Genomic DNA, 17,552 nt, shown 5'->3' on the forward strand with positions numbered 1-17,552 from the left:
TCCCCTTATCATTTTTATAGGATTAATGCGGCAACAGTTTTTGACTCTGTATGTAACTTTGTATAAGAACAAAAAGAGAACATATGAGAGAACGTCATGCGGTATGAAACATTAAGAGAGCAGATTATTGCGCTGGAGCTTGGCCGGCGGGAGCGTCAATTTATACCGATCGGACTGTCCGCGATTGATGATGCTTTGCAGGGAGGGCTGGATCTTGGCGCCATGCATGAGGTCACAGGACCTGCGGCTGTTTTTTTTACGCAAATGATCCTGCGGCAAAAAAGGGGTGGAGCGTTCTGGTTGGCAACCAGCAGCCCGAATGAGGAATACTATCCGCCGGGAATGGCGCAATACGGCGGCCAACCGGAAGAGGTTATCTCAGTTTGTCTGCCGGACACAAAGGACTTGCTGAAGGTCGCCTATGAAGTGTTGGCCGCGAATGTGGTGGGCTGCGTGCTGCTTGAAGTGCAAAAACCGCTCACCCAGACGCAAATGCGAAAACTTCAGATCGCCGTGCAGAATACTGACAGCTTGGGTCTTGTTACCAGGGGTGCGCATACGGGCACAACCTCCCCGGAGCGTGAAAGCGCCTGTGGGTCGGCAATTACCCGCTGGTATGTAACGGTCGTCGATTGGTCTCATGAGAAAACGCAGATCGAGCTATATCTTGTAAAGAACCGGCGCGGTTCCCCATGCCGCTGGATCGTGGAGATTGACCATGCAACGTATGATTTGCATCTGGTTTCCGTTTCTGGAGAGTGAACGGCTGATCCGGCAAAATCATGATCTCGCGACGAGGCCGTTTTCCCTGGTCATGCGGGAAGCAAACCGTGCCTTTGTCTCTGCCTTGAGCCGGAATGCTGGAAATATGGGATTCGCTCCGGGCATGAGCCTCGCCGATGTGCGCGCTGCCGCACCTGATATGCTCTATTTTGATGCGGACCCAATGCGGGATATTCGCTGTTTGCAGGGGCTGCTGCGCTGGGCCAGCCGGTTCACGCCCCGCGTATCCCGGGGCGGCGGGCATAATTTATATCTCGATATTGCGGGCGCGAGCCATCTGTTCGGCGGAGAAGACGTTCTTCTGGAGAAAATAGAAACACAGTTGGAGGACTTCGGATTTACGACCCGACTTGCCCTCGCGGACAGTAAGGCCGCCGCCTGGGGCTTCGCTCACTTTGGAAGCACTAAAAGCAATATTACGACGGAGAGATTAGAAGAGGCGGCACGCGAGTTGCCTGTCGAGGCATTGCGGTTGTCCTATGCGTCCACCGCGCTTTGCCAGCGACTGGGGCTGAAAAAAATCGGAGAGTTGACCAAGCTGTCCCGCGTGGCCCTGACCAGTCGACTAGGCTTGGACGGAGTGTGCCGGATAGACCGGTTCTTTGGGCGGACAGCGGAGGTCACGGAATTTGCGCGCCATAAGAAGCGGTTGATTGAAGAGGAGCAGTTTTTTGACCCGCTGGCGACAAATGCCGGGGTGGAGGCGGCGTTGGAAAGAATGCTTGAAAAGCTGTGCCAACGCCTGTCCGGAATGCGGCAAGGGGTGCGCAAATCGCAATTACAGCTGGATCGGGTGGATCATGAAACCATGTTCTTTTCCATTCAACTCACCCGGCCGAGTATTGATGTGAATCTTTTGAAGCGATTGTTTTTGCACCATTTTGACCAGATTGACGTGGGCTTTGGCATAGACCGTCTTATTCTGGTCGCAGAGCAGGTGGCGCCGCTTTCCTGTCACCAATTGTCATTGGAGAATAGTCAAACCCAGAACCGGGAGCAGGATCTGGAAAAACTGATCAATGAACTCTCAAACATGGTCGGTGCCCGGTACGTTCAGCGGTTCTTTCCAGTCGACAGCCATATCCCGGAGCGGACTTTTAGCCGGGTGGCCGCGCTGTACGCCTCCCGATTGGAAGAATGGCAATCACCGTCCGGCACGCGACCGCTTCGAATTTTGAAGAAGCCGGTGTCTGTTCTCTTGCGTGACAGCATTGAGAAGAGGGCGCCTGAAACAGTTTTCTGGCACGGCAGGAAATGCCATCTGACGCCACTATCGGGGCCAGAACGGATAGAGCCGGACTGGTGGCGGGATGATCCCGACTGGCGGAGCGGGGGGCGTGATTACTGGTGGGCAAAAGCCGATTTTGGGGCGTTGTTCTGGCTCTATCGGGTGTCAGATGAAGAAAAGACTCAATGGTTTGTTCACGGGTTGGGAAGTTGACAGATGCTCCGTTTTGCTGAACTCCATACAACAACAAATTTCACCTTTCTGGAGGGGGCCTCTCATCCGGAAGATTATGTCCGCCGGGCGAAGGAGTTGGGTCTGGAAGCCGTTGCTATCACGGACCGTAATTCTCTAGCGGGTGTTGTCCGGGCCTATGCGGAGGCGAGAAAAATCGGGCAGCGGATCATTATCGGCGCGGAGCTTCTTTTGTCCGACGGGCAATGTCTGGTCGCGCTGCCAACGGACCGGCTCGCCTATGGACGGTTGTGCCGTCTGATCAGTTGCGGGCGTCGGCGGGCCGAGAAAAGCCAATGCCTCATCCATAAGGAAGATGTACTGGAATGGGCGGAGGGGATGATCTTCATCTTACAGCCACCAGAGGAAATCAATGAGCATTTCGAGGAATGCCTGCGCTATTGGGCAGCTCATTTGGGACCATCTTTATATATGGCGGCAGAAAATCTGCTGCTTGGCCATGATGAGTTGCGGCTGACCCGGCTGCACGCGATTGCCGGGGCGTATAAGGTGCCGGTTGTTGCCACTAATCATGCCATGATGCATGTCCCAGAAAGCCGCCCGATTGCGGATATCCTGACCTGCATCCGTGAGCATTGCACTATTGATGAAGCCGGCACGCGTCTGCAGAAGAATGCCGAGCGGCATTTGAAAAGCACCGAAGAAATGCTTGAGCTTTTCACTGGTTATGAAGACGCGGTCCGTCAAAGTCAGAAAATCAGCCAGCAGATTACATTTTCGCTGGGTGAACTGAAATATGAGTATCCAGACGAGGTGTCAAACGGGCAGGATCCGCAAACGGAACTGGAGCGGTTGATTATACAACATCTGCCAATCCGATACCCAGCTCATTTATTCCCTCATGGCGTCCCGGAAAAGGTCATAGAGCTTGTCCAGCGGGAACTGGCGGTCATTAAGGAGCTAAATTATGCGCCGTACTTTCTGACCATTTATGACATCGTGAAATTTGCAACGGAGCAGGGAATTCTGTGTCAGGGGCGGGGCTCTGCCGCCAATTCGGTGGTCTGTTATGTTCTGGGCATTACCTCCGTCTCGCCGGAGCGGCTTGATATGGTGTTTGAGCGGTTTATCTCCGTTGAGCGTAACGAACCGCCGGATATTGATGTTGATTTCGAGCATGAACGTCGTGAAGAAGTTATCCAGTATATCTATGAGAAATATGGTCGCCACCGCGCCGGTTTGTCGGCAACGGTGATCTGCTATCGCGCCCGTTCGGCCATTCGCGAAGTGGGCAAGGCGCTGGGCCTGTCGCAGGATACCTTATCCTCCATGACAAGCCTTATCTGGGGCTGGTCGACGGCAGATCAGGGCGCAAGTCGTGCCCAGATAACAGCGGCAGGTCTTGATCCGGACGACAGGCGGCTGGCACTTTGTGCGGAGTTGAGCCAGAAGATCATGGGATATCCGCGCCATTTATCTCAGCATGTGGGCGGCTTTATCGTCACCAAGTCTCGCCTCGATGAAATCGTTCCTATCGAAAATGCGGCGATGGAAAATCGTACCGTTATTGAATGGGACAAGGATGACATCGATACTCTGGGGATTTTGAAGGTTGATGTGCTGGGTCTGGGGATGTTGTCCTGCATTCGCCGGGCGTTCGAATTGATGAAAACCCATTATGGCACCACCCATACGCTGGCCTCTCTGCCCGAAGGAGATGACGCGGTGTATGATATGCTGTGTCAGGCTGACAGCATCGGCGTCTTTCAGGTAGAAAGCCGGGCGCAGATGTCTTTCCTCCCGCGAATGAAGCCGCGCAATTTTTATGATCTGGTGATTGAGGTGGCAATCGTCCGTCCCGGGCCCATTCAGGGCGATATGGTGCATCCCTATATCCGCCGCAGAAATGGGGAAGAAAAAGCGGTTTATCCGTCAAAAGAACTTGAAGGAGTTCTGAGCAAAACACTCGGCGTTCCCCTGTTTCAGGAACAGGCTATGCGCATTGCCATTGTGGGCGCGGGCTTCACCCCTGGGGAAGCGGATCAGTTGCGCCGTGCCATGGCGACTTTCCGCAAGATGGGCACCATCAATTCCTTCCATAACAAGTTTATTCAAGGGATGAAAAAAAATGGCTATGACATTGAGTTTGCAGAACGGTGCTTTAAGCAGATTGAAGGGTTTGGCGAATATGGATTTCCGGAAAGCCACGCGGCGTCATTCGCGTTGCTCGTCTATGCTTCGGCCTGGATTAAATGCCATCACCCGGACGTTTTCGCTTGTGCCTTGCTGAATTCCCAGCCAATGGGATTTTATGCGCCCGCACAGATTATTCGCGATGCCCGAGAGCATGGGGTGACGGTGAAGCCACCTGATGTGAATTACTCGGCATGGGACAGCATTCTGGAACCGGGGGAGGGCGGATTGATGCTGCGTCTGGGACTGCGGCAGGTCAGAGGCATGAATGAGGAGGATGCGGCCTGGATCGTCGCGGCGAGACAGAATGGATATGTCACCGTGCGCGATGTATGGATGAGGGCCGGGGTGAAACCCGCGGCTCTCAAACGGTTAGCAAATGCGGATGCCTTTTCTTCTCTTAATCTGGATCGACGTGAAGCGCTGTGGCAGGCGAGCGGGATCAAGGGCGAGAAGCCTCTGCCTTTGTTTTCCTACGCGAGAGAAGATGAGCAGGGGCTCGATCCGGATGCCACTTTACCTAAAATGCATGTCGGTGAAAATGTTCTGCAGGATTACCGTTCTCTTCGCCTCAGCTTGCGGGATCATCCGCTCAAACTTCTCCGCCCGCAGTTTCCGGGCACAGCGCAATCCAAATCCCTGCTGTCAGTCTCCCATAAGCAGCGCGTGAGCGTGGCGGGGCTTGTCCTTGCCCGTCAGCGACCGGGTACGTCGAAGGGGGTGGTGTTCATGACCCTTGAAGATGAGGAAGGCAGCATAAATGTTGTTGTCTGGCAAAAAGTTTTTGAACGCTTCCGGCGGGCGGTGATGACCGGGCGGTTGGTTAAGATATCCGGGGTGCTTGAACGCAAAGATATCGTTACTCATCTGATTGCGGATCACATTATGGATTATTCTTACTATCTGGAAAGCCTGGATGATGAGAATTTCCTCAAAAAACTGTCTAAAGCGACTCCAATTAAAGGCAGCGCGATGAGTCTGCATAAGCATCCCCGTGATATGACAAAGGCCCTGTTTCCTTCACGGGATTTTCATTAATCGAGAAAAATGTCGGTGCCTTCCGAGGTGCGGCATACACCCTAAATTTTTATCAACTAACCAGTTGGTTACTATTGACAAGGTTCTGGGTAATATTTAGTTTTGTGACTTGGGTAAGTCAATTCATGGGGGCTTGGAATGCGGCGCGAACGGCGGATCTAAAAAGGAATGCAAACGACATATTTCGGTATTCTTCAGTAAATAATCTGTCATTTTGATCTAGTTATCTGGTTAAAACCGCCTCAGAAAATGGCGACTTCAATGCGGAGGGGAGAGTAGTGGCACCATTGCTTGAAATAGACAATCCGGCTTTGTTAATCGTGGATATGCAGAATGATTTTGTGCGGCCCGGGGCGCCTTTGGAAGTACCCGATGCCCGCAAAACAATCGCGCAGCACCAATCGCTCATTTCCATATTTCGCGCCGCGAAACGCCCGGTTTTTTACACCAAATTTCTTTCCACACCTTATAGATCGCTACTCTGGAATTGGTCACCCGAGTGTGAGGAGGAGACAAAATGCTGCTGGAAAGGGCATCAGCGGCTTTATGAAGACCGCAACGAATCCCTCGACTGCGCCGATATCATCAGTGAAATTTATCCTGAAAACGGGGATCACATTATCGAAAAATTCGGCTATGGCGCGTTTCATGGCACAGCCTTGGCGGATATGCTCCATGCGCTGGAAATAGAAACGGTTATTGTCACCGGTACGGTCACGCAGATATGCGTTGAGGAAACAGCCCGGGAATCCTTTCATCACGGCTTCAAGACAATCATGGTCGCGGATGCTGTTTCATCTTTTGCGCCAAATCTACATGCCGCAACCCTGGAAAATTTCGCGATGAAATTTGGCTGGGTCACTAGCTCCGACGATATATCGACGCGGATGAAACATGCGTAATCCGCTGACTTCTATCCTGAGCAGTAAATACGGCATTATTGTCCTGCTGGGGTTGATCGTATTGTTCGCGTTTATTTTCGTGCCGGAGTTCGGGACGATAAACAATCTTACCAATATTGCCATACAGTCCGCGCCGCTGGCGATCCTTGCGATCGGTCAGACGGTTGTGATTATTGCGGGTCTCATTGATCTGTCCGTCGGTATGCTGCTCGGGCTTATTGTCGTTATTGCTGCCGATATAATGCAAGGTCAGTCAAGTATGACGGTTGTTGCTATCCTTGCTGCTCTCGGTCTGGGCGGCGGTGTTGGAATGATCAATGGCTTGCTCAATAACCTGTTGCGTATTCATCCGCTCATCCTGACGTTCGGGATGCTGAGTATCCTGCAAGGGTTGATCTTCGTCTATACAGACAGAAGTGTGGGGCAGACGTCCCCTGAATTTTCCTGGATGGCAAATGGAACGGTTTTGGGCGTGCCTTTTGCGATTATCTTACTGATTTTTGTTGCGGTCCTTGTCTCGTTCCTTCTCCATAGAACACGCCTTGGCGCGCATATATTCGCTGTTGGCGGGGGAGAAGAACAGGCGCGTCGCGCGGGTATTCTGACGGGGCGTGTCAAGGTTTGGGCTTTCATTTTCTCCGGATTGTCCGCGGGCGTCGCGGGTATGCTCGTCGCGGGGCGACTTGGTACGGGTTATCCCAACGCCGGAGTTGGGTATGAACTTGATGCCATTGTCGCCGTCGTCCTCGGTGGGACATCCCTCGCGGGTGGACGTGGTAGCATTCTTGGAACCATCGCAGCAGTTTTTGTTTTGGGCGTTGCCAGTAATATCCTGAATTTGATGGAAATATCTTCCTTTGTTCAGATATTTGTCAAAGGCCTGATCGTTGTGATCGCTATCCTTCTCAATCAGCCAAAAAGGATCGTCGCATCATGAGTGACAGAATGGAAGGCGACGTCGACGGAATTCAGATCAAGCTCTGGCAGTGGGCAAGTTCCAACGCAATCTGGGTTGTTCTTGCGCTGCTGTTTATTGTTGCGGCCCTATTATCTGATGCGTTTCTTCGCCCCGTCTATATTTTCAACGTCGTCCGTCAGGCGGCACCGGTCGGGATTGCCGCCATCGGTGTGACATTGGTCATGATCCTCGGCGGTGTTGATTTGTCGGTCGGTGCCGTTATTTCGCTCACGGCTGTTCTAACGGCGGTCCTGATGGATGGCCATGTCGCGAATATCCCCCTCGCGGTAACAGTCGCACTCGCCACCGGTGCCATTATTGGTGGGATCAACGGAACCCTGATCGCTTATAATCGCGTTTCTCCCTTTATCCTTACACTCGGGATGGCAGTGGTGGTCATGGGTATTACGCAAATTTATTCGGGCGGCACCGCACGGGGGATTGTCTCTCATGGTTTTCGCGAATTCTTTAATTACAGGATTGGCGGTATTGTTCCTGTCCTTGCGCTCACTTTTCTGGGCCTTGCTTTGGTGGGCGTGAGAATACAGCAAACAACAAAGTTCTGTCGCAACCTCTATCTCATCGGAAGCAATCCTCTGGCTGCGGAACTCTCTGGACTACCCGTCAGAAAAATAACCATCACCGCCTATGCCCTTTCTGGTTTGATGGGGGCTATGGCGGGGATTGCGCTTCTCGCGCGCTCAGGTGTTTCCAGTACTTTCGCCGGTCGGGGGCTGGAGTTCGACGTGCTCGCGGCGGTGATTCTTGGCGGCACGACGTTTCAGGGAGGGCGCGGCGGAATTGGCGGCACGATTGCCGCAGTTTTTGTACTGTTGATTGCGTTCAATTTAGTCAACATCGTTGGGCTTGATTACAACGCCCAGCTTATTGTCAAGGGTGCGATAATCATTATTGCATCTTCAGCATACATTTATTTCAAGAAAGTGCGTTAGGTATGCAATGCACACAACACAATAAGGGGAAGGCAATGAGAAAACTTATTACATTTGTCGGAAGCACCTTGGTTTTGATCGGATTATGGACCGGTCTGGCGGTGGCTGCTGATGATGCCCGGGTTATGCAGGAGAAGCGGGCGGCGGAAATGGTCGACACGTCTGCTTACAAGAAAGAAGGACCACTTAAAATCGGTGTTGCCGCCGGTTATATGGGGAACTCCTGGGTTGTGTTCACGCTTCAGCACATCAGGTATGAAGCCTCTCTTCACGACGAAATAACCGAAGTGCTCGTTACGGACGCGGCCTTCAACCCGACGAAACAGGTTGCGGACATCGAAGATCTGATCAGCAAAGGCGTGGACCTGATCCTCTATTGGCCCGTTGATGACAAGGCGATTGAAGGGGCCCTCAAAAAAGCAAAAGATAAAGGAATCCCGACAATTAACACTGGCGGTGGCTTTGTCGACAGTCCTTCCGTTACGGCGAGTGTCTTTATTGATCAGTGGAATCTGGGTGAGATGGTTGCCCGTCGGTTGTTTCAGGATATGGGTGGTAAGGGCAAGATTTTTGCCATGCTCCCAATCGCCGGAACAACGGCGGCTGTCGATCAGCTCGCCGCGCTTGAAGCGGTTATGAAAGAGTATCCGGGTATCGAATTGCTGAGCGCGGAATATGGCGATTGGAACCGGGCGAAAGCGAAGCAGATTACGGAAAACCTGCTGCAGAAATATCCTGAAATTGACGGTGTCTTCTCTCCCGCTGGACAGATGTCTATCGGCGTGGCTGAAGCGTTCGATGAAGCCGGTCGGCTTGGTGAAGTTGTGATGTCACCGGGCGATGAATATAACGGTTGGCTGAAATGGGTTCGCGATCATAACCAGGGCGGTGCCGTTACCTTCCCGACACGGGCAGGTCAGGAAGCACTTCGTCTCGGCATGCGTATCTTGCGCGGTGAAAGTGTGCGCAAGGGCATGAAGGTTCCATCAGAGTATATTTCTCCCGGCGCAGCGGGTGCCTATGCGGAAGCGGATCGTCCGGATGACTGGTGGGCCAGTGAGCTGCCGGAAGAATGGAAACCGAAATAACTCTATCAAATTCACACTGAGGGGCAGCAATGTTGCTTGAAATCAAAGGATTGACGAAGCGATTCCCTGGTGTGTTAGCACTTGAGAGCGTGGATTTTTCTGCCAAGGCAGGGGAAGTCCACGCTCTAGTTGGTGCGAATGGGGCCGGAAAAAGTACACTAATGAATCTGCTATCTGGCGTTTACCGTCCGACAGATGGCGAAATAATAATTGATGGCCAGGCTGTACAGCTTTCAACTCCTGGCATTGCCGTCAGTTGCGGCGTCAGTACCGTTTATCAGGAATTCAGCTCAATCCCTCAACTGACTGTCGCGCAGAATATATTTTTGGGGCGAGAGCCTTGCGGAAAATCCGGCATCTTGAGCCATAAGAGAATGTACGCCGATGCGCGCGCAATACTCGATAAATATCACCTTGAATTGGATGAAAAAGCTCTGGTTGAGAACTTGACGGTTGCCAATTTGCAATTGGTTGAAATCGCACGGGCGCTCTCGGTTGAGTCCCGTCTTCTCATCCTCGATGAGCCAACGGCTGTATTGTCGATACCCGAACAGGAAAACCTCTTCCGTATCATCGAACAACTGAAACAGCAGGGCATGCTGATCCTGTATGTGTCTCACCGAATGGAGGAGATATTCTCAATCTCTGATCGGGTGACCGTCCTGCGGGACGGAAAGAAAATTGATACGGTGCAGACAGCGGATATCTCACCTGCGGATATCATTCGTATGATGATCGGCCATGATATCGAGCAGTCCTCAGGGCTCTCTACGGCTGATTCAGGGGAGCCAATCTTTGAGGTTAGTTTCAAAGACAAACGTCGTGGTTTCACGGTCGTAAAGGGCGAGATACTCGGTGTTGCCGGACTCGTTGGCGCTGGTCGGACCCGTCTTGCGCGCAAGCTCATCGGTATAGAGGAAAATGACGATATGGACATCCTCCTGCATGGGGAGAAAGTCAATCCCGGATCTCCGCAGGATGCCATTCAGCAAGGTATTGTTTATCTGACCGAAAACAGGAAACATGACGGTCTTTTTGCCAATCTGTCTGTTCTTAAAAATACAACTGCGTCGGCACTGGAAAGATTTACATCCTTTGGTTTTTTGCGTCAGGGAAATGAAAAGAAAGCTGGCACAAAGATACTTGATCGATTGCATCTGGTCGCGAGTTCTGTCGATGTCCCGATAAGCACCTTGAGTGGTGGAAATCAGCAGAAGGCGATTTTTGGCCGGGCGCTCATGTGTAATCCATCAGTGCTTATATGTGACGAGCCAACACGAGGGGTTGATGTTGGGGCGAAGGAAGAGATTTATCAGCTGCTGGTCGAACTTGCCCAGCAGGGGGTAGCAATTATTTTTATTTCATCCGAGATGAAGGAATTGTTTGCGGCCGCACATCGCTTGCTCGTTCTCCATGAAGGCGACATCGTAGAAGATTTGCCAACCAGCCAACTGACGGAAGAGAAAGTGCTTCAGGCGGCCACCGGTACGCTAAATTGAATATAGTGACTATTATACAAAGGCTCCGAAATGACTGAGGATATCAAGTTGAAACTGGCTGTCGTGCAAATGGACTGTGCCGTTGGAGATATAGGGGCAAATTTGCGTAAAATAGGCCGATTTGCCGAGACAGCGGGAGAACAGAATGTCGATCTGGCGATATTCCCCGAATGTGCAACAACAGGATACTTTATCTCCGATGATCTTGCCCATCTTGCAGAGCCCAAGGACGGACCCACAGATCAAGAACTCTCCAGGATAGCGGCAAAGTCGGGCATTCACATGGCCATCGGCACCGTCGTTGAGGATGGCGGGAAGTTCTATAATGCACAGGTTTTATTTTCACCCACCGGGAAACGATTGGCGACATATTACAAGGCTCATCTATTCTCGGCGGAGCGGCTCTCCTACGAGCTTGGAAATACGCCGACTGTTGTCGATACAGACTTGGGGCGGATTGGGATGACAATTTGCTATGACATGATTTTCCCGGATTATTTTCGCACTCTCGTCAACCGGGGTGCAGAGATCATCATCAATAGTACAAACTGGATCAGTGACGCCTACCAACGGGATGTTTGGGGCTGGAGCGGCGTTACGACACAAGGTATGGCCGCCACAAGAGCTCTGGAGAATGGGGTGATCGTTGCCATGGCCAATCGCACAGGAACGGAGATGGGCTTTGATAGCCTCGGCCATTCCTGCATCATTGCGCCGTCGGGCCATATCCTTGCATCTATCCCGAACGGGGAAGGCATCGCTATCGCGGATCTCGACTTTAAGGCTGAGGATATTGAGAAGTGGCGCTCCGTCGCGACCTACCGGCAAGACCGGCGACCGGAACTCTATGACTAATAGATTGGGCAAGTGCAGACCGATCTTCTGACACCAGCCAACGCGTAGCAGATCCCCAGTAAAAACTCTGTCGATCAGGCGGGGCATTTCACCTAGACTGTAAATTCCGGGAACCTTTCTGTTTGCCTGTCGTCTAACAGGGCAAAAAGGAATGATTAATATGCCCCAGAAACTTGCAGTAATTGAAATGATGGATGACGTCGAGCTCGCACGATATGCGGCGGCCCGAAACCCGCATGCAGTGCGAACAATTACCACGCGCAATAATCAGCGTTTGTTTCGAACGGCATGGAGTGTCCTGCGCAATCATGCAGATGCGGAAGAGGTGGTCCAGGAGGCGTATTTGAAAGCGTTTAATTCTCTCGAAACATTCAGCGGCAACTCCAGCCTGTCAACCTGGCTCACCCGTATTGTTTACAACGCAGCAATTGACCGCCAACGAGCAATTAAACGTCGCCATAGCGAGTATTTACAGCAGGATGTCGCCATCTTGGAAGAATATCAGGCACGATATGAATCGCAGTCAGGCCGGCTATCTCCGGAAACAGAACTGTTGCGAAAGCAGTTTTCTGAGCTTTTGAAAACCGTCATTGCCCGCCTGCCTGACGAATTCCGCTCTGTATTCGTCCTGCGTGATATTGAAGGGATGTCTGTAGCCGAAACAGCCGACGCGCTACAGATAAAGGAAGCAACGGTTAAATCACGGCTTTTCAGGGCCCGCCGTGAATTACGCGAGCATCTGGAACTCAAGTTCGAGACCGTCGCCGTGGATGCGATTTCCTTCGCTGGTGCCGATTGCGATGCCATGACCAATCGTGTTCTGGCCGCCCTGAATATCTAAGTTCACCCACCCCCTACCGAGGAGTATTTCGATGCCAAATAACAGTATGATTCTGTCTTCACGACGCGCATTTCTGGGAACAACCGGAAAAACATTGTCAGCGACGGCGCTCGCCATGGTTGTCGGTGGCAATATACAGTCGGCGACTGCCGCCGCCGCCGCCGATGACTCGCAGGATATTAAAATCCTAAATGTCGCCATTGCGCTTGAGCATGAAGGCATTGCCGCGTATCAGATTGCCGCCACCAGTGGCCTGCTGGACCCTGCCGTTGTTGATATCGGTGTGACGTTTCAGGGCCATCATAAGGGGCATCGAGATGTTCTTGTGAAGGCCGTTGAAATGCTGGGTGGAACTCCGGCAGAGGAAAAATCACTCGGTGCCTATGCACAAGAGCTGAAGGCCTCAACTCTTAAAAATCAGGCAGATGTTTTACGTCTTGCATTAGCATTGGAGACTGGGGCGGCCAATGCATATCTCGGGCTGATCCCCTCTCTTGGACCGGATTATCACCAGGTCGCCGCCCAAATGGCTGGAGATGAAGCGTTCCATGCAGCCATTTTGGCAAACGCACTTGGCCAGCCGATCCCCAAAGCAGCGTTGATGTTTGGCTAAACCTTATCTTCGTGAAAGCTATATCTACTCATGAAAACCCCATTGTATGTCATCGTGTTATTCTGTGCAGTTCTGATATCCGGTAGCGCGTTAGCAAAAGACGCTATCAATTCTATCGGCATGGATAAAACACAAGTGACATCGCAAGGAGACAGCGTCCCCCCTTACGCTGTCTCCGAAAAATTGGTTGGCGTAGGAGAAAAGCTGTACAAGCGCCGTTGCGGGGGGTGCCATTCTCTCGACAATAACCGGATCGGCCCCCGGCATCGGGATGTCTATGGCCGCAAAGCTGGCGTGGTTGCCAATTTTAAATATAGCAAGGCACTAAAGAACCTTGATGTGATTTGGACAGACGAAACACTCAATGACTGGCTGGTGAACCCAACGGCCTTCGCCAAAGGCACGTCGATGGGATTTCGTTTGGGCAAGGCCAATGAAAGGAATGCGATTATTGAGTATCTGAAATCTTTGTCATCTGCGCCGGGTTCTTCCGCTGGCGTAAAGTAGGAAGGTTATCAGTTGTTATCAGTTGTTATCGCCCCTCTTTTTTATCTGGCCTTCGCGGATGGTGATATAGGTTGTTGCGGCAATAATCATGCCACCGCCAATCCATAAATAGATCCCCGGGACTTCGCCAAAAGCAAAAAAGGCAATGATGGATATCCAGACAAGTCGGGAAAACTCGACGGGGAGGACTACTTGCGCCTCTCCAAATTTGAGGGCATTGGCCATCGCGAGTTGTCCGATGCCGCCCATAATGCCGATTGCCACGAGCCAAGCTAAATCATAGAGCGTGGGTGTGGTCCAGACGAATAAAGCAGGTATCAAGACGATCGGTGCCATAACCAGAGACATATAGGCCGTTATCGTTGCCGCGGATTCGGTACGTCCCAGATCCTTGATGATCATCATGCAAACGGCCCAGCCAAACGCAGCGCCAAGGGTTACGATGCTCTCAATTCCGACATGGGCAAATCCCGGACGTATGATTACGATCGTGCCGACAAATCCGACAAAGATGGCGACCCAGCGGTTCAGCCCCACCTTTTCCTTAAAAATAATGACAGCCAGAATAATTCCGAAGAGAGTTGCGGAAAATCCAAGGGCTGTTACCTGCGCCAAGGGGCCAATTGAGAGAGCGAAAAAGAAGCCCAACATACAGACCGCATTGACCACACCGCGGAGGCATAGCATCGGTAAACGCTTTGTATTTAACACGCTAAGTCCGTGCCGATAGAAAAACGGCGCGAGCGCGAGCAACCCAAAAACCAGACGGAAAAACGCAGCTTCAAACGGATGAATAGTCTCCGAGATATGACGCACACCCGAGTGCATGCCTGTCATTGCAAGCGTGTACAACAGCATCCACATAATTCCCGTCAGGTTACTTTTAGGGATAGAACTAATGTTGGGTGCTGACACTGAATTGAACTCCCGAATAACTGGGCTTTATTGTTATCATTATTCGCAATCAAGCCTTACGGGACGCTCTGCCTGTGTAAGGAACTGTCGCTTTAATCCGAGATGGTTTTAGGCGAACGAGCGCTATAATAAATTGTTTTTCAATCGCTGTCCGAAATATCCTGTAGTGAGTAGGAGAAAGTGGTGAATACCTGCCCACCCGAGATCCTTTAGGGATATCACGAATAGACAGATAAGTTCATATCATCGGCGGATCAGACTTCCGTCAGGATTTCGGAATAGGGCAGGCGTGATTTAGGAAGAGTGGCGTTGAAGTCCGCTTTGGTGTCATGATAGCCAACCGGCACGACAACAAGGCTGCTGTATCCTTTTTCACGTAAGCCAAATTCTTTGTCCAGAACCTTGGCTTCGATCCCTTCCATAGGTGTTGCGTCTATACCAAGTGTTGCCACGCCAAGCAAGAATTGGCCGATATTCAGATAAACCTGCTTGTCCATCCAATGCTGAACGTCTTTATAATCCTGCTTGTGAATATTGACGAACAGGCTGCGTCCGGCATGCATTTGCGATTTGAATGTCTCCGGATCACCTGCGAAACGGCCGTCTTTTTCTTCCTGTACAAGCACTTTCTGTAGAAAATCTTCTTCTATGGAGAGACGGCTGCTAAACACCACAACGTGGGACGCGTTTACTATTGAATTACGATTGAACGGAAAAAGTCGGTCTGTCGCTTTAGCAATTCTTTCCTTTCCTTCTTCGGTCGAGGCGAGAATGAAATGCCAAGGCTGTGCGTTTGTGCTTGATGGGCTGAAGCGCAGTAATTCCTTGATTTTTTTAACGTTTTCATCAGAGATTTTTTTCGAAGGGTCAAAGGCCTTCGTCGTGTGCCTGTTCTTAGAGAAATGTGTGATATCGAAAGCTGGCGCAAGAGTGTTGATATTTTGAATGGTCATGATACGGGTTCCTTTCGTTTGATAACGGGAACCTAGTCATTGCCGTGCGGCGAAACTATCTGCTGATTTTCAAAATCATTCTTTTGTCAGTTAAAAGAATACGTCCATTTTAGCAAACGATCGGCGTCTGATAAAAGAAAGGTCTCTTGAAACTAATTTGTTTTACCTTCGGTTTTAATAAATTAACTGGTTAAATTATTAAATTAAGGATTTGATTTATGAGCTGCCAGATTTATCCAAAAGCGCCTTCTTACATTTCGCGAGCGATTTCAGGAGCTCCTTTCGTTCCTCATAGTCTTCAGTGACGTCCCGCATGATGGCGGCAACTGCCGTCAGGCTGCCAGATGAATCCGACAGGCCCAGGATTGAGAATTGGGTTGAAATGCGTTGTCCGTCCTTTCGGATCGCCGGAACTGAAAGGAGGTCTCCTGCGCCATATTTGGTTTTTCCGGTTTCCATTGTTTCCGAATATCCATCCCAATGTCGTTTGCGCAGGTTTGGTGGGATGATAATATCAAGCGACTGACCAACTGCTTCGGCGGAGGAAAACCCGAATATCCTTTCCGCGCCAGAATTCCAGAATTTAATGATGCCGTTTGCATCGGAGACAACGATTGCGTCTGAAATATTTTGAACAAGCGTTTCAGAAAAATTTTGAAGATCCATGTGGGATACCCGAAAAGCAAGAGAATGATTAGACTTTATTTCCTTTTTTTGCGCGCTTTCTACGCGATTTGCAAGGGATACGGCATCACTATGGTTGATCGATGTTGATGCAGCCCTTTAAGATCGCCTTTTGATAAAAAGAAAGGCCAGCCAAATATAATCCGGCTGGCCTTCAATCGTTGAACCGCTTGTGTTTTTTACTGAGCGGTCATCTTGATGTTTTTATCAAGATATTCGTTCGTATAGGATTCCGCCGGATTGAACGGCTTCTCGACGCCGAAATAGGTATCAATCAGATCATATGTTTTTTGAATACGATCTCCACTGAAGAAGCCAAGTCCCTCTGTTGTGGTAGTTTCGTCAGCCATGAGTTCCTTAACGCGTGTCCATTGATCTTCCATAGCTTTTTTATCGAGACCGCTGGCGGCATCCATGATCGACTTGACGCATGGGTCCGGGTTCTTCACACATTCAGCGTAAGCACGTTGGGTGACTTCAACAAATTTCGCGACGACTTCCGGGTTTTCTTTCATATAGGCCGTGTTGACGATGAAAGAGTTGCCGTACGGGTTAATGCCATATTCACTCCAGCGAAGGAAATCAAGATCATCCCCAAAGGCGCTTACTTTTGCGTCATGACCGTTGTAGAACTCACTGATGATATCAACGCGGTCTGCCGCGAGGGAAGGGTTCTTCGCAGGCGGTGCCAGATTAACAAAGCTGACGGCCCCATCCTCCAGTCCGACAGCCTTGGCAAAGGCCGGCCAGAGGACGCGCGCGGCATCACCCGGAGGGTTCCCTAATGTGCGGCCCGCAAAATCCTTGGGGCCCTTTATGCCGGAAGATTTCTTCCAGTAGAGGGTCAGTGGAGAGTTGGCGTAGAGCACCATAATTGCAGTGAGGTCGGCGCCTTTCGCTTTCGCAACAAAGGCGGTTCCCAATTCGGCAATCCCGAATTCAGAGGAACCTGTGCCAACTGTCTGCGCCGCAAGACCGGACCCCTTGCCACTATTTACCTGCAAATCAACTCCGGCATCGGCATACCAACCTTGATCAAGCGCATAATAAATTGGTGCATGGTCCGCACCAGGTGTCCAATTAAGAATGAGGTTTGCCTCTTTAGCAAAGCCGGCGGTCGTGGATAGGCCCAACAGGGCGAAACCGGCAATCCAGGTTCCTAAAAGCTTCTTCATGACTCTCTCCTGTAAATTGAAATAAATATCGACTTTTGCTAATTAATCTTTAGCCGCCAGCCGCGATCAATTATAATTTCTGCGGTCGATATAAGTTGTCAGATCGTGCAATAATGTTATCTATGTCATAATATAAGTCAATATATATCCAACTGGTTGGTTGGTTAGAGGGAAT

16 protein-coding genes are annotated in these 17,552 nt (G+C 50.9%); 12 read left to right on the forward strand and 4 right to left on the reverse strand.

Going from position 1 to position 17,552, the window contains the following annotated elements; all coding sequences use genetic code 11:
* Nucleotides 1–96 precede the first annotated feature (96 nt).
* The 12 genes from AC0L73_RS15190 (at nucleotide 97) to AC0L73_RS15245 (ending at nucleotide 13,650) form a co-directional block, all read left to right on the forward strand.
* The gene (locus AC0L73_RS15190) at nucleotides 97–762 is read left to right on the forward strand and encodes an ImuA family protein (protein ID WP_227950990.1); all 666 of its coding nucleotides are present in this window, start codon (nucleotides 97–99) and stop codon (nucleotides 760–762) included.
* Nucleotides 719–2,224 carry a Y-family DNA polymerase gene (locus AC0L73_RS15195; RefSeq protein ID WP_473654131.1) on the forward strand — a complete coding sequence of 502 codons (1,506 nt, stop codon included), beginning with the start codon at nucleotides 719–721 and terminating at the stop codon, nucleotides 2,222–2,224. Before AC0L73_RS15190 ends, AC0L73_RS15195 begins: the two co-directional genes overlap by 44 nt.
* Nucleotides 2,225–2,227: 3 nt before the next feature.
* Nucleotides 2,228–5,434 (forward strand): error-prone DNA polymerase, encoded by a 3,207-nt coding sequence (locus AC0L73_RS15200; RefSeq protein ID WP_473654132.1) that lies wholly within the window; start codon nucleotides 2,228–2,230, stop codon nucleotides 5,432–5,434.
* 278 nt (nucleotides 5,435–5,712) lie between these two features.
* Entirely contained in the window at nucleotides 5,713–6,336 is a 624-nt protein-coding gene (locus AC0L73_RS15205) for a cysteine hydrolase family protein (protein ID WP_473654133.1), read from the forward strand.
* On the forward strand, nucleotides 6,329–7,273 hold the full coding sequence (locus AC0L73_RS15210) for an ABC transporter permease (RefSeq protein ID WP_473654134.1): 945 nt from the start codon (nucleotides 6,329–6,331) through the stop codon (nucleotides 7,271–7,273). The genes AC0L73_RS15205 and AC0L73_RS15210 overlap by 8 nt, the downstream gene beginning before the upstream one ends.
* Nucleotides 7,270–8,247 (forward strand): ABC transporter permease, encoded by a 978-nt coding sequence (locus AC0L73_RS15215; protein ID WP_473654135.1) that lies wholly within the window; start codon nucleotides 7,270–7,272, stop codon nucleotides 8,245–8,247. The genes AC0L73_RS15210 and AC0L73_RS15215 overlap by 4 nt, the downstream gene beginning before the upstream one ends.
* Before the next feature lie 35 nt (nucleotides 8,248–8,282).
* A complete protein-coding gene (locus AC0L73_RS15220) occupies nucleotides 8,283–9,335 on the forward strand; it encodes a substrate-binding domain-containing protein (RefSeq protein WP_227951002.1) in 1,053 nt (350 codons plus the stop codon).
* A gap of 29 nt (nucleotides 9,336–9,364) precedes the next feature.
* Nucleotides 9,365–10,834, forward strand: coding sequence for a sugar ABC transporter ATP-binding protein (locus tag AC0L73_RS15225; protein ID WP_473654136.1), 1,470 nt, complete (start codon nucleotides 9,365–9,367; stop codon nucleotides 10,832–10,834).
* Nucleotides 10,835–10,864: 30 nt separating this feature from the next.
* Complete coding sequence (locus tag AC0L73_RS15230) at nucleotides 10,865–11,689, forward strand: carbon-nitrogen hydrolase family protein (protein WP_227951006.1); 825 nt, start codon at nucleotides 10,865–10,867, stop codon at nucleotides 11,687–11,689.
* 160 nt (nucleotides 11,690–11,849) lie between these two features.
* On the forward strand, nucleotides 11,850–12,530 hold the full coding sequence (locus AC0L73_RS15235) for an RNA polymerase sigma factor (RefSeq protein ID WP_227951008.1): 681 nt from the start codon (nucleotides 11,850–11,852) through the stop codon (nucleotides 12,528–12,530).
* Nucleotides 12,531–12,561: 31 nt separating this feature from the next.
* Nucleotides 12,562–13,143: a ferritin-like domain-containing protein gene (locus tag AC0L73_RS15240; protein ID WP_473654137.1), complete on the forward strand. Its 582-nt coding sequence runs from the start codon at nucleotides 12,562–12,564 to the stop codon at nucleotides 13,141–13,143.
* A gap of 30 nt (nucleotides 13,144–13,173) precedes the next feature.
* The gene (locus AC0L73_RS15245) at nucleotides 13,174–13,650 is read left to right on the forward strand and encodes a c-type cytochrome (RefSeq protein ID WP_473654138.1); all 477 of its coding nucleotides are present in this window, start codon (nucleotides 13,174–13,176) and stop codon (nucleotides 13,648–13,650) included.
* An 18-nt stretch (nucleotides 13,651–13,668) separates the two neighbouring features.
* Here AC0L73_RS15245 and AC0L73_RS15250 read toward each other — a convergent pair whose 3' ends face one another.
* From AC0L73_RS15250 to AC0L73_RS15265, 4 genes are all read right to left on the reverse strand, one after another.
* Nucleotides 13,669–14,565 carry a DMT family transporter gene (locus AC0L73_RS15250; RefSeq protein WP_473654139.1) on the reverse strand — a complete coding sequence of 299 codons (897 nt, stop codon included), beginning with the start codon at nucleotides 14,563–14,565 and terminating at the stop codon, nucleotides 13,669–13,671.
* 254 nt (nucleotides 14,566–14,819) lie between these two features.
* Nucleotides 14,820–15,518, reverse strand: a complete 699-nt coding sequence (gene nfsB, locus AC0L73_RS15255) for an oxygen-insensitive NAD(P)H nitroreductase (protein ID WP_473654140.1) — start codon at nucleotides 15,516–15,518, stop codon at nucleotides 14,820–14,822.
* Between the two features lie 216 nt (nucleotides 15,519–15,734).
* Nucleotides 15,735–16,184, reverse strand: a complete 450-nt coding sequence (locus AC0L73_RS15260) for a PAS domain-containing protein (RefSeq protein ID WP_227951018.1) — start codon at nucleotides 16,182–16,184, stop codon at nucleotides 15,735–15,737.
* 197 nt (nucleotides 16,185–16,381) lie between these two features.
* On the reverse strand, nucleotides 16,382–17,377 hold the full coding sequence (locus tag AC0L73_RS15265) for an ABC transporter substrate-binding protein (protein WP_227951020.1): 996 nt from the start codon (nucleotides 17,375–17,377) through the stop codon (nucleotides 16,382–16,384).
* Nucleotides 17,378–17,552 lie beyond the last annotated feature (175 nt).

The sequence above is a fragment of the Sneathiella sp. D3-11 genome (genome assembly GCF_055809395.1).

Bases quoted from the DNA above. Each gene is read 5' to 3' on its own strand.
- AC0L73_RS15190 (WP_227950990.1), top strand. From the start codon at position 97: ATGCGGTATGAAACATTAAGAGAGCAGATTATTGCGCTGGAGCTTGGC.
- AC0L73_RS15195 (WP_473654131.1), top strand. From the start codon at position 719: ATGCAACGTATGATTTGCATCTGGTTTCCGTTTCTGGAGAGTGAACGG.
- AC0L73_RS15200 (WP_473654132.1), top strand. From the start codon at position 2,228: ATGCTCCGTTTTGCTGAACTCCATACAACAACAAATTTCACCTTTCTG.
- AC0L73_RS15210 (WP_473654134.1), top strand. From the start codon at position 6,329: ATGCGTAATCCGCTGACTTCTATCCTGAGCAGTAAATACGGCATTATT.
- AC0L73_RS15215 (WP_473654135.1), top strand. From the start codon at position 7,270: ATGAGTGACAGAATGGAAGGCGACGTCGACGGAATTCAGATCAAGCTC.
- AC0L73_RS15220 (WP_227951002.1), top strand. From the start codon at position 8,283: ATGAGAAAACTTATTACATTTGTCGGAAGCACCTTGGTTTTGATCGGA.
- AC0L73_RS15225 (WP_473654136.1), top strand. From the start codon at position 9,365: ATGTTGCTTGAAATCAAAGGATTGACGAAGCGATTCCCTGGTGTGTTA.
- AC0L73_RS15230 (WP_227951006.1), top strand. From the start codon at position 10,865: ATGACTGAGGATATCAAGTTGAAACTGGCTGTCGTGCAAATGGACTGT.
- AC0L73_RS15235 (WP_227951008.1), top strand. From the start codon at position 11,850: ATGCCCCAGAAACTTGCAGTAATTGAAATGATGGATGACGTCGAGCTC.
- AC0L73_RS15240 (WP_473654137.1), top strand. From the start codon at position 12,562: ATGCCAAATAACAGTATGATTCTGTCTTCACGACGCGCATTTCTGGGA.
- AC0L73_RS15245 (WP_473654138.1), top strand. From the start codon at position 13,174: ATGAAAACCCCATTGTATGTCATCGTGTTATTCTGTGCAGTTCTGATA.
- nfsB (WP_473654140.1), bottom strand. From the start codon at position 15,518: ATGACCATTCAAAATATCAACACTCTTGCGCCAGCTTTCGATATCACA.
- AC0L73_RS15260 (WP_227951018.1), bottom strand. From the start codon at position 16,184: ATGGATCTTCAAAATTTTTCTGAAACGCTTGTTCAAAATATTTCAGAC.
- AC0L73_RS15265 (WP_227951020.1), bottom strand. From the start codon at position 17,377: ATGAAGAAGCTTTTAGGAACCTGGATTGCCGGTTTCGCCCTGTTGGGC.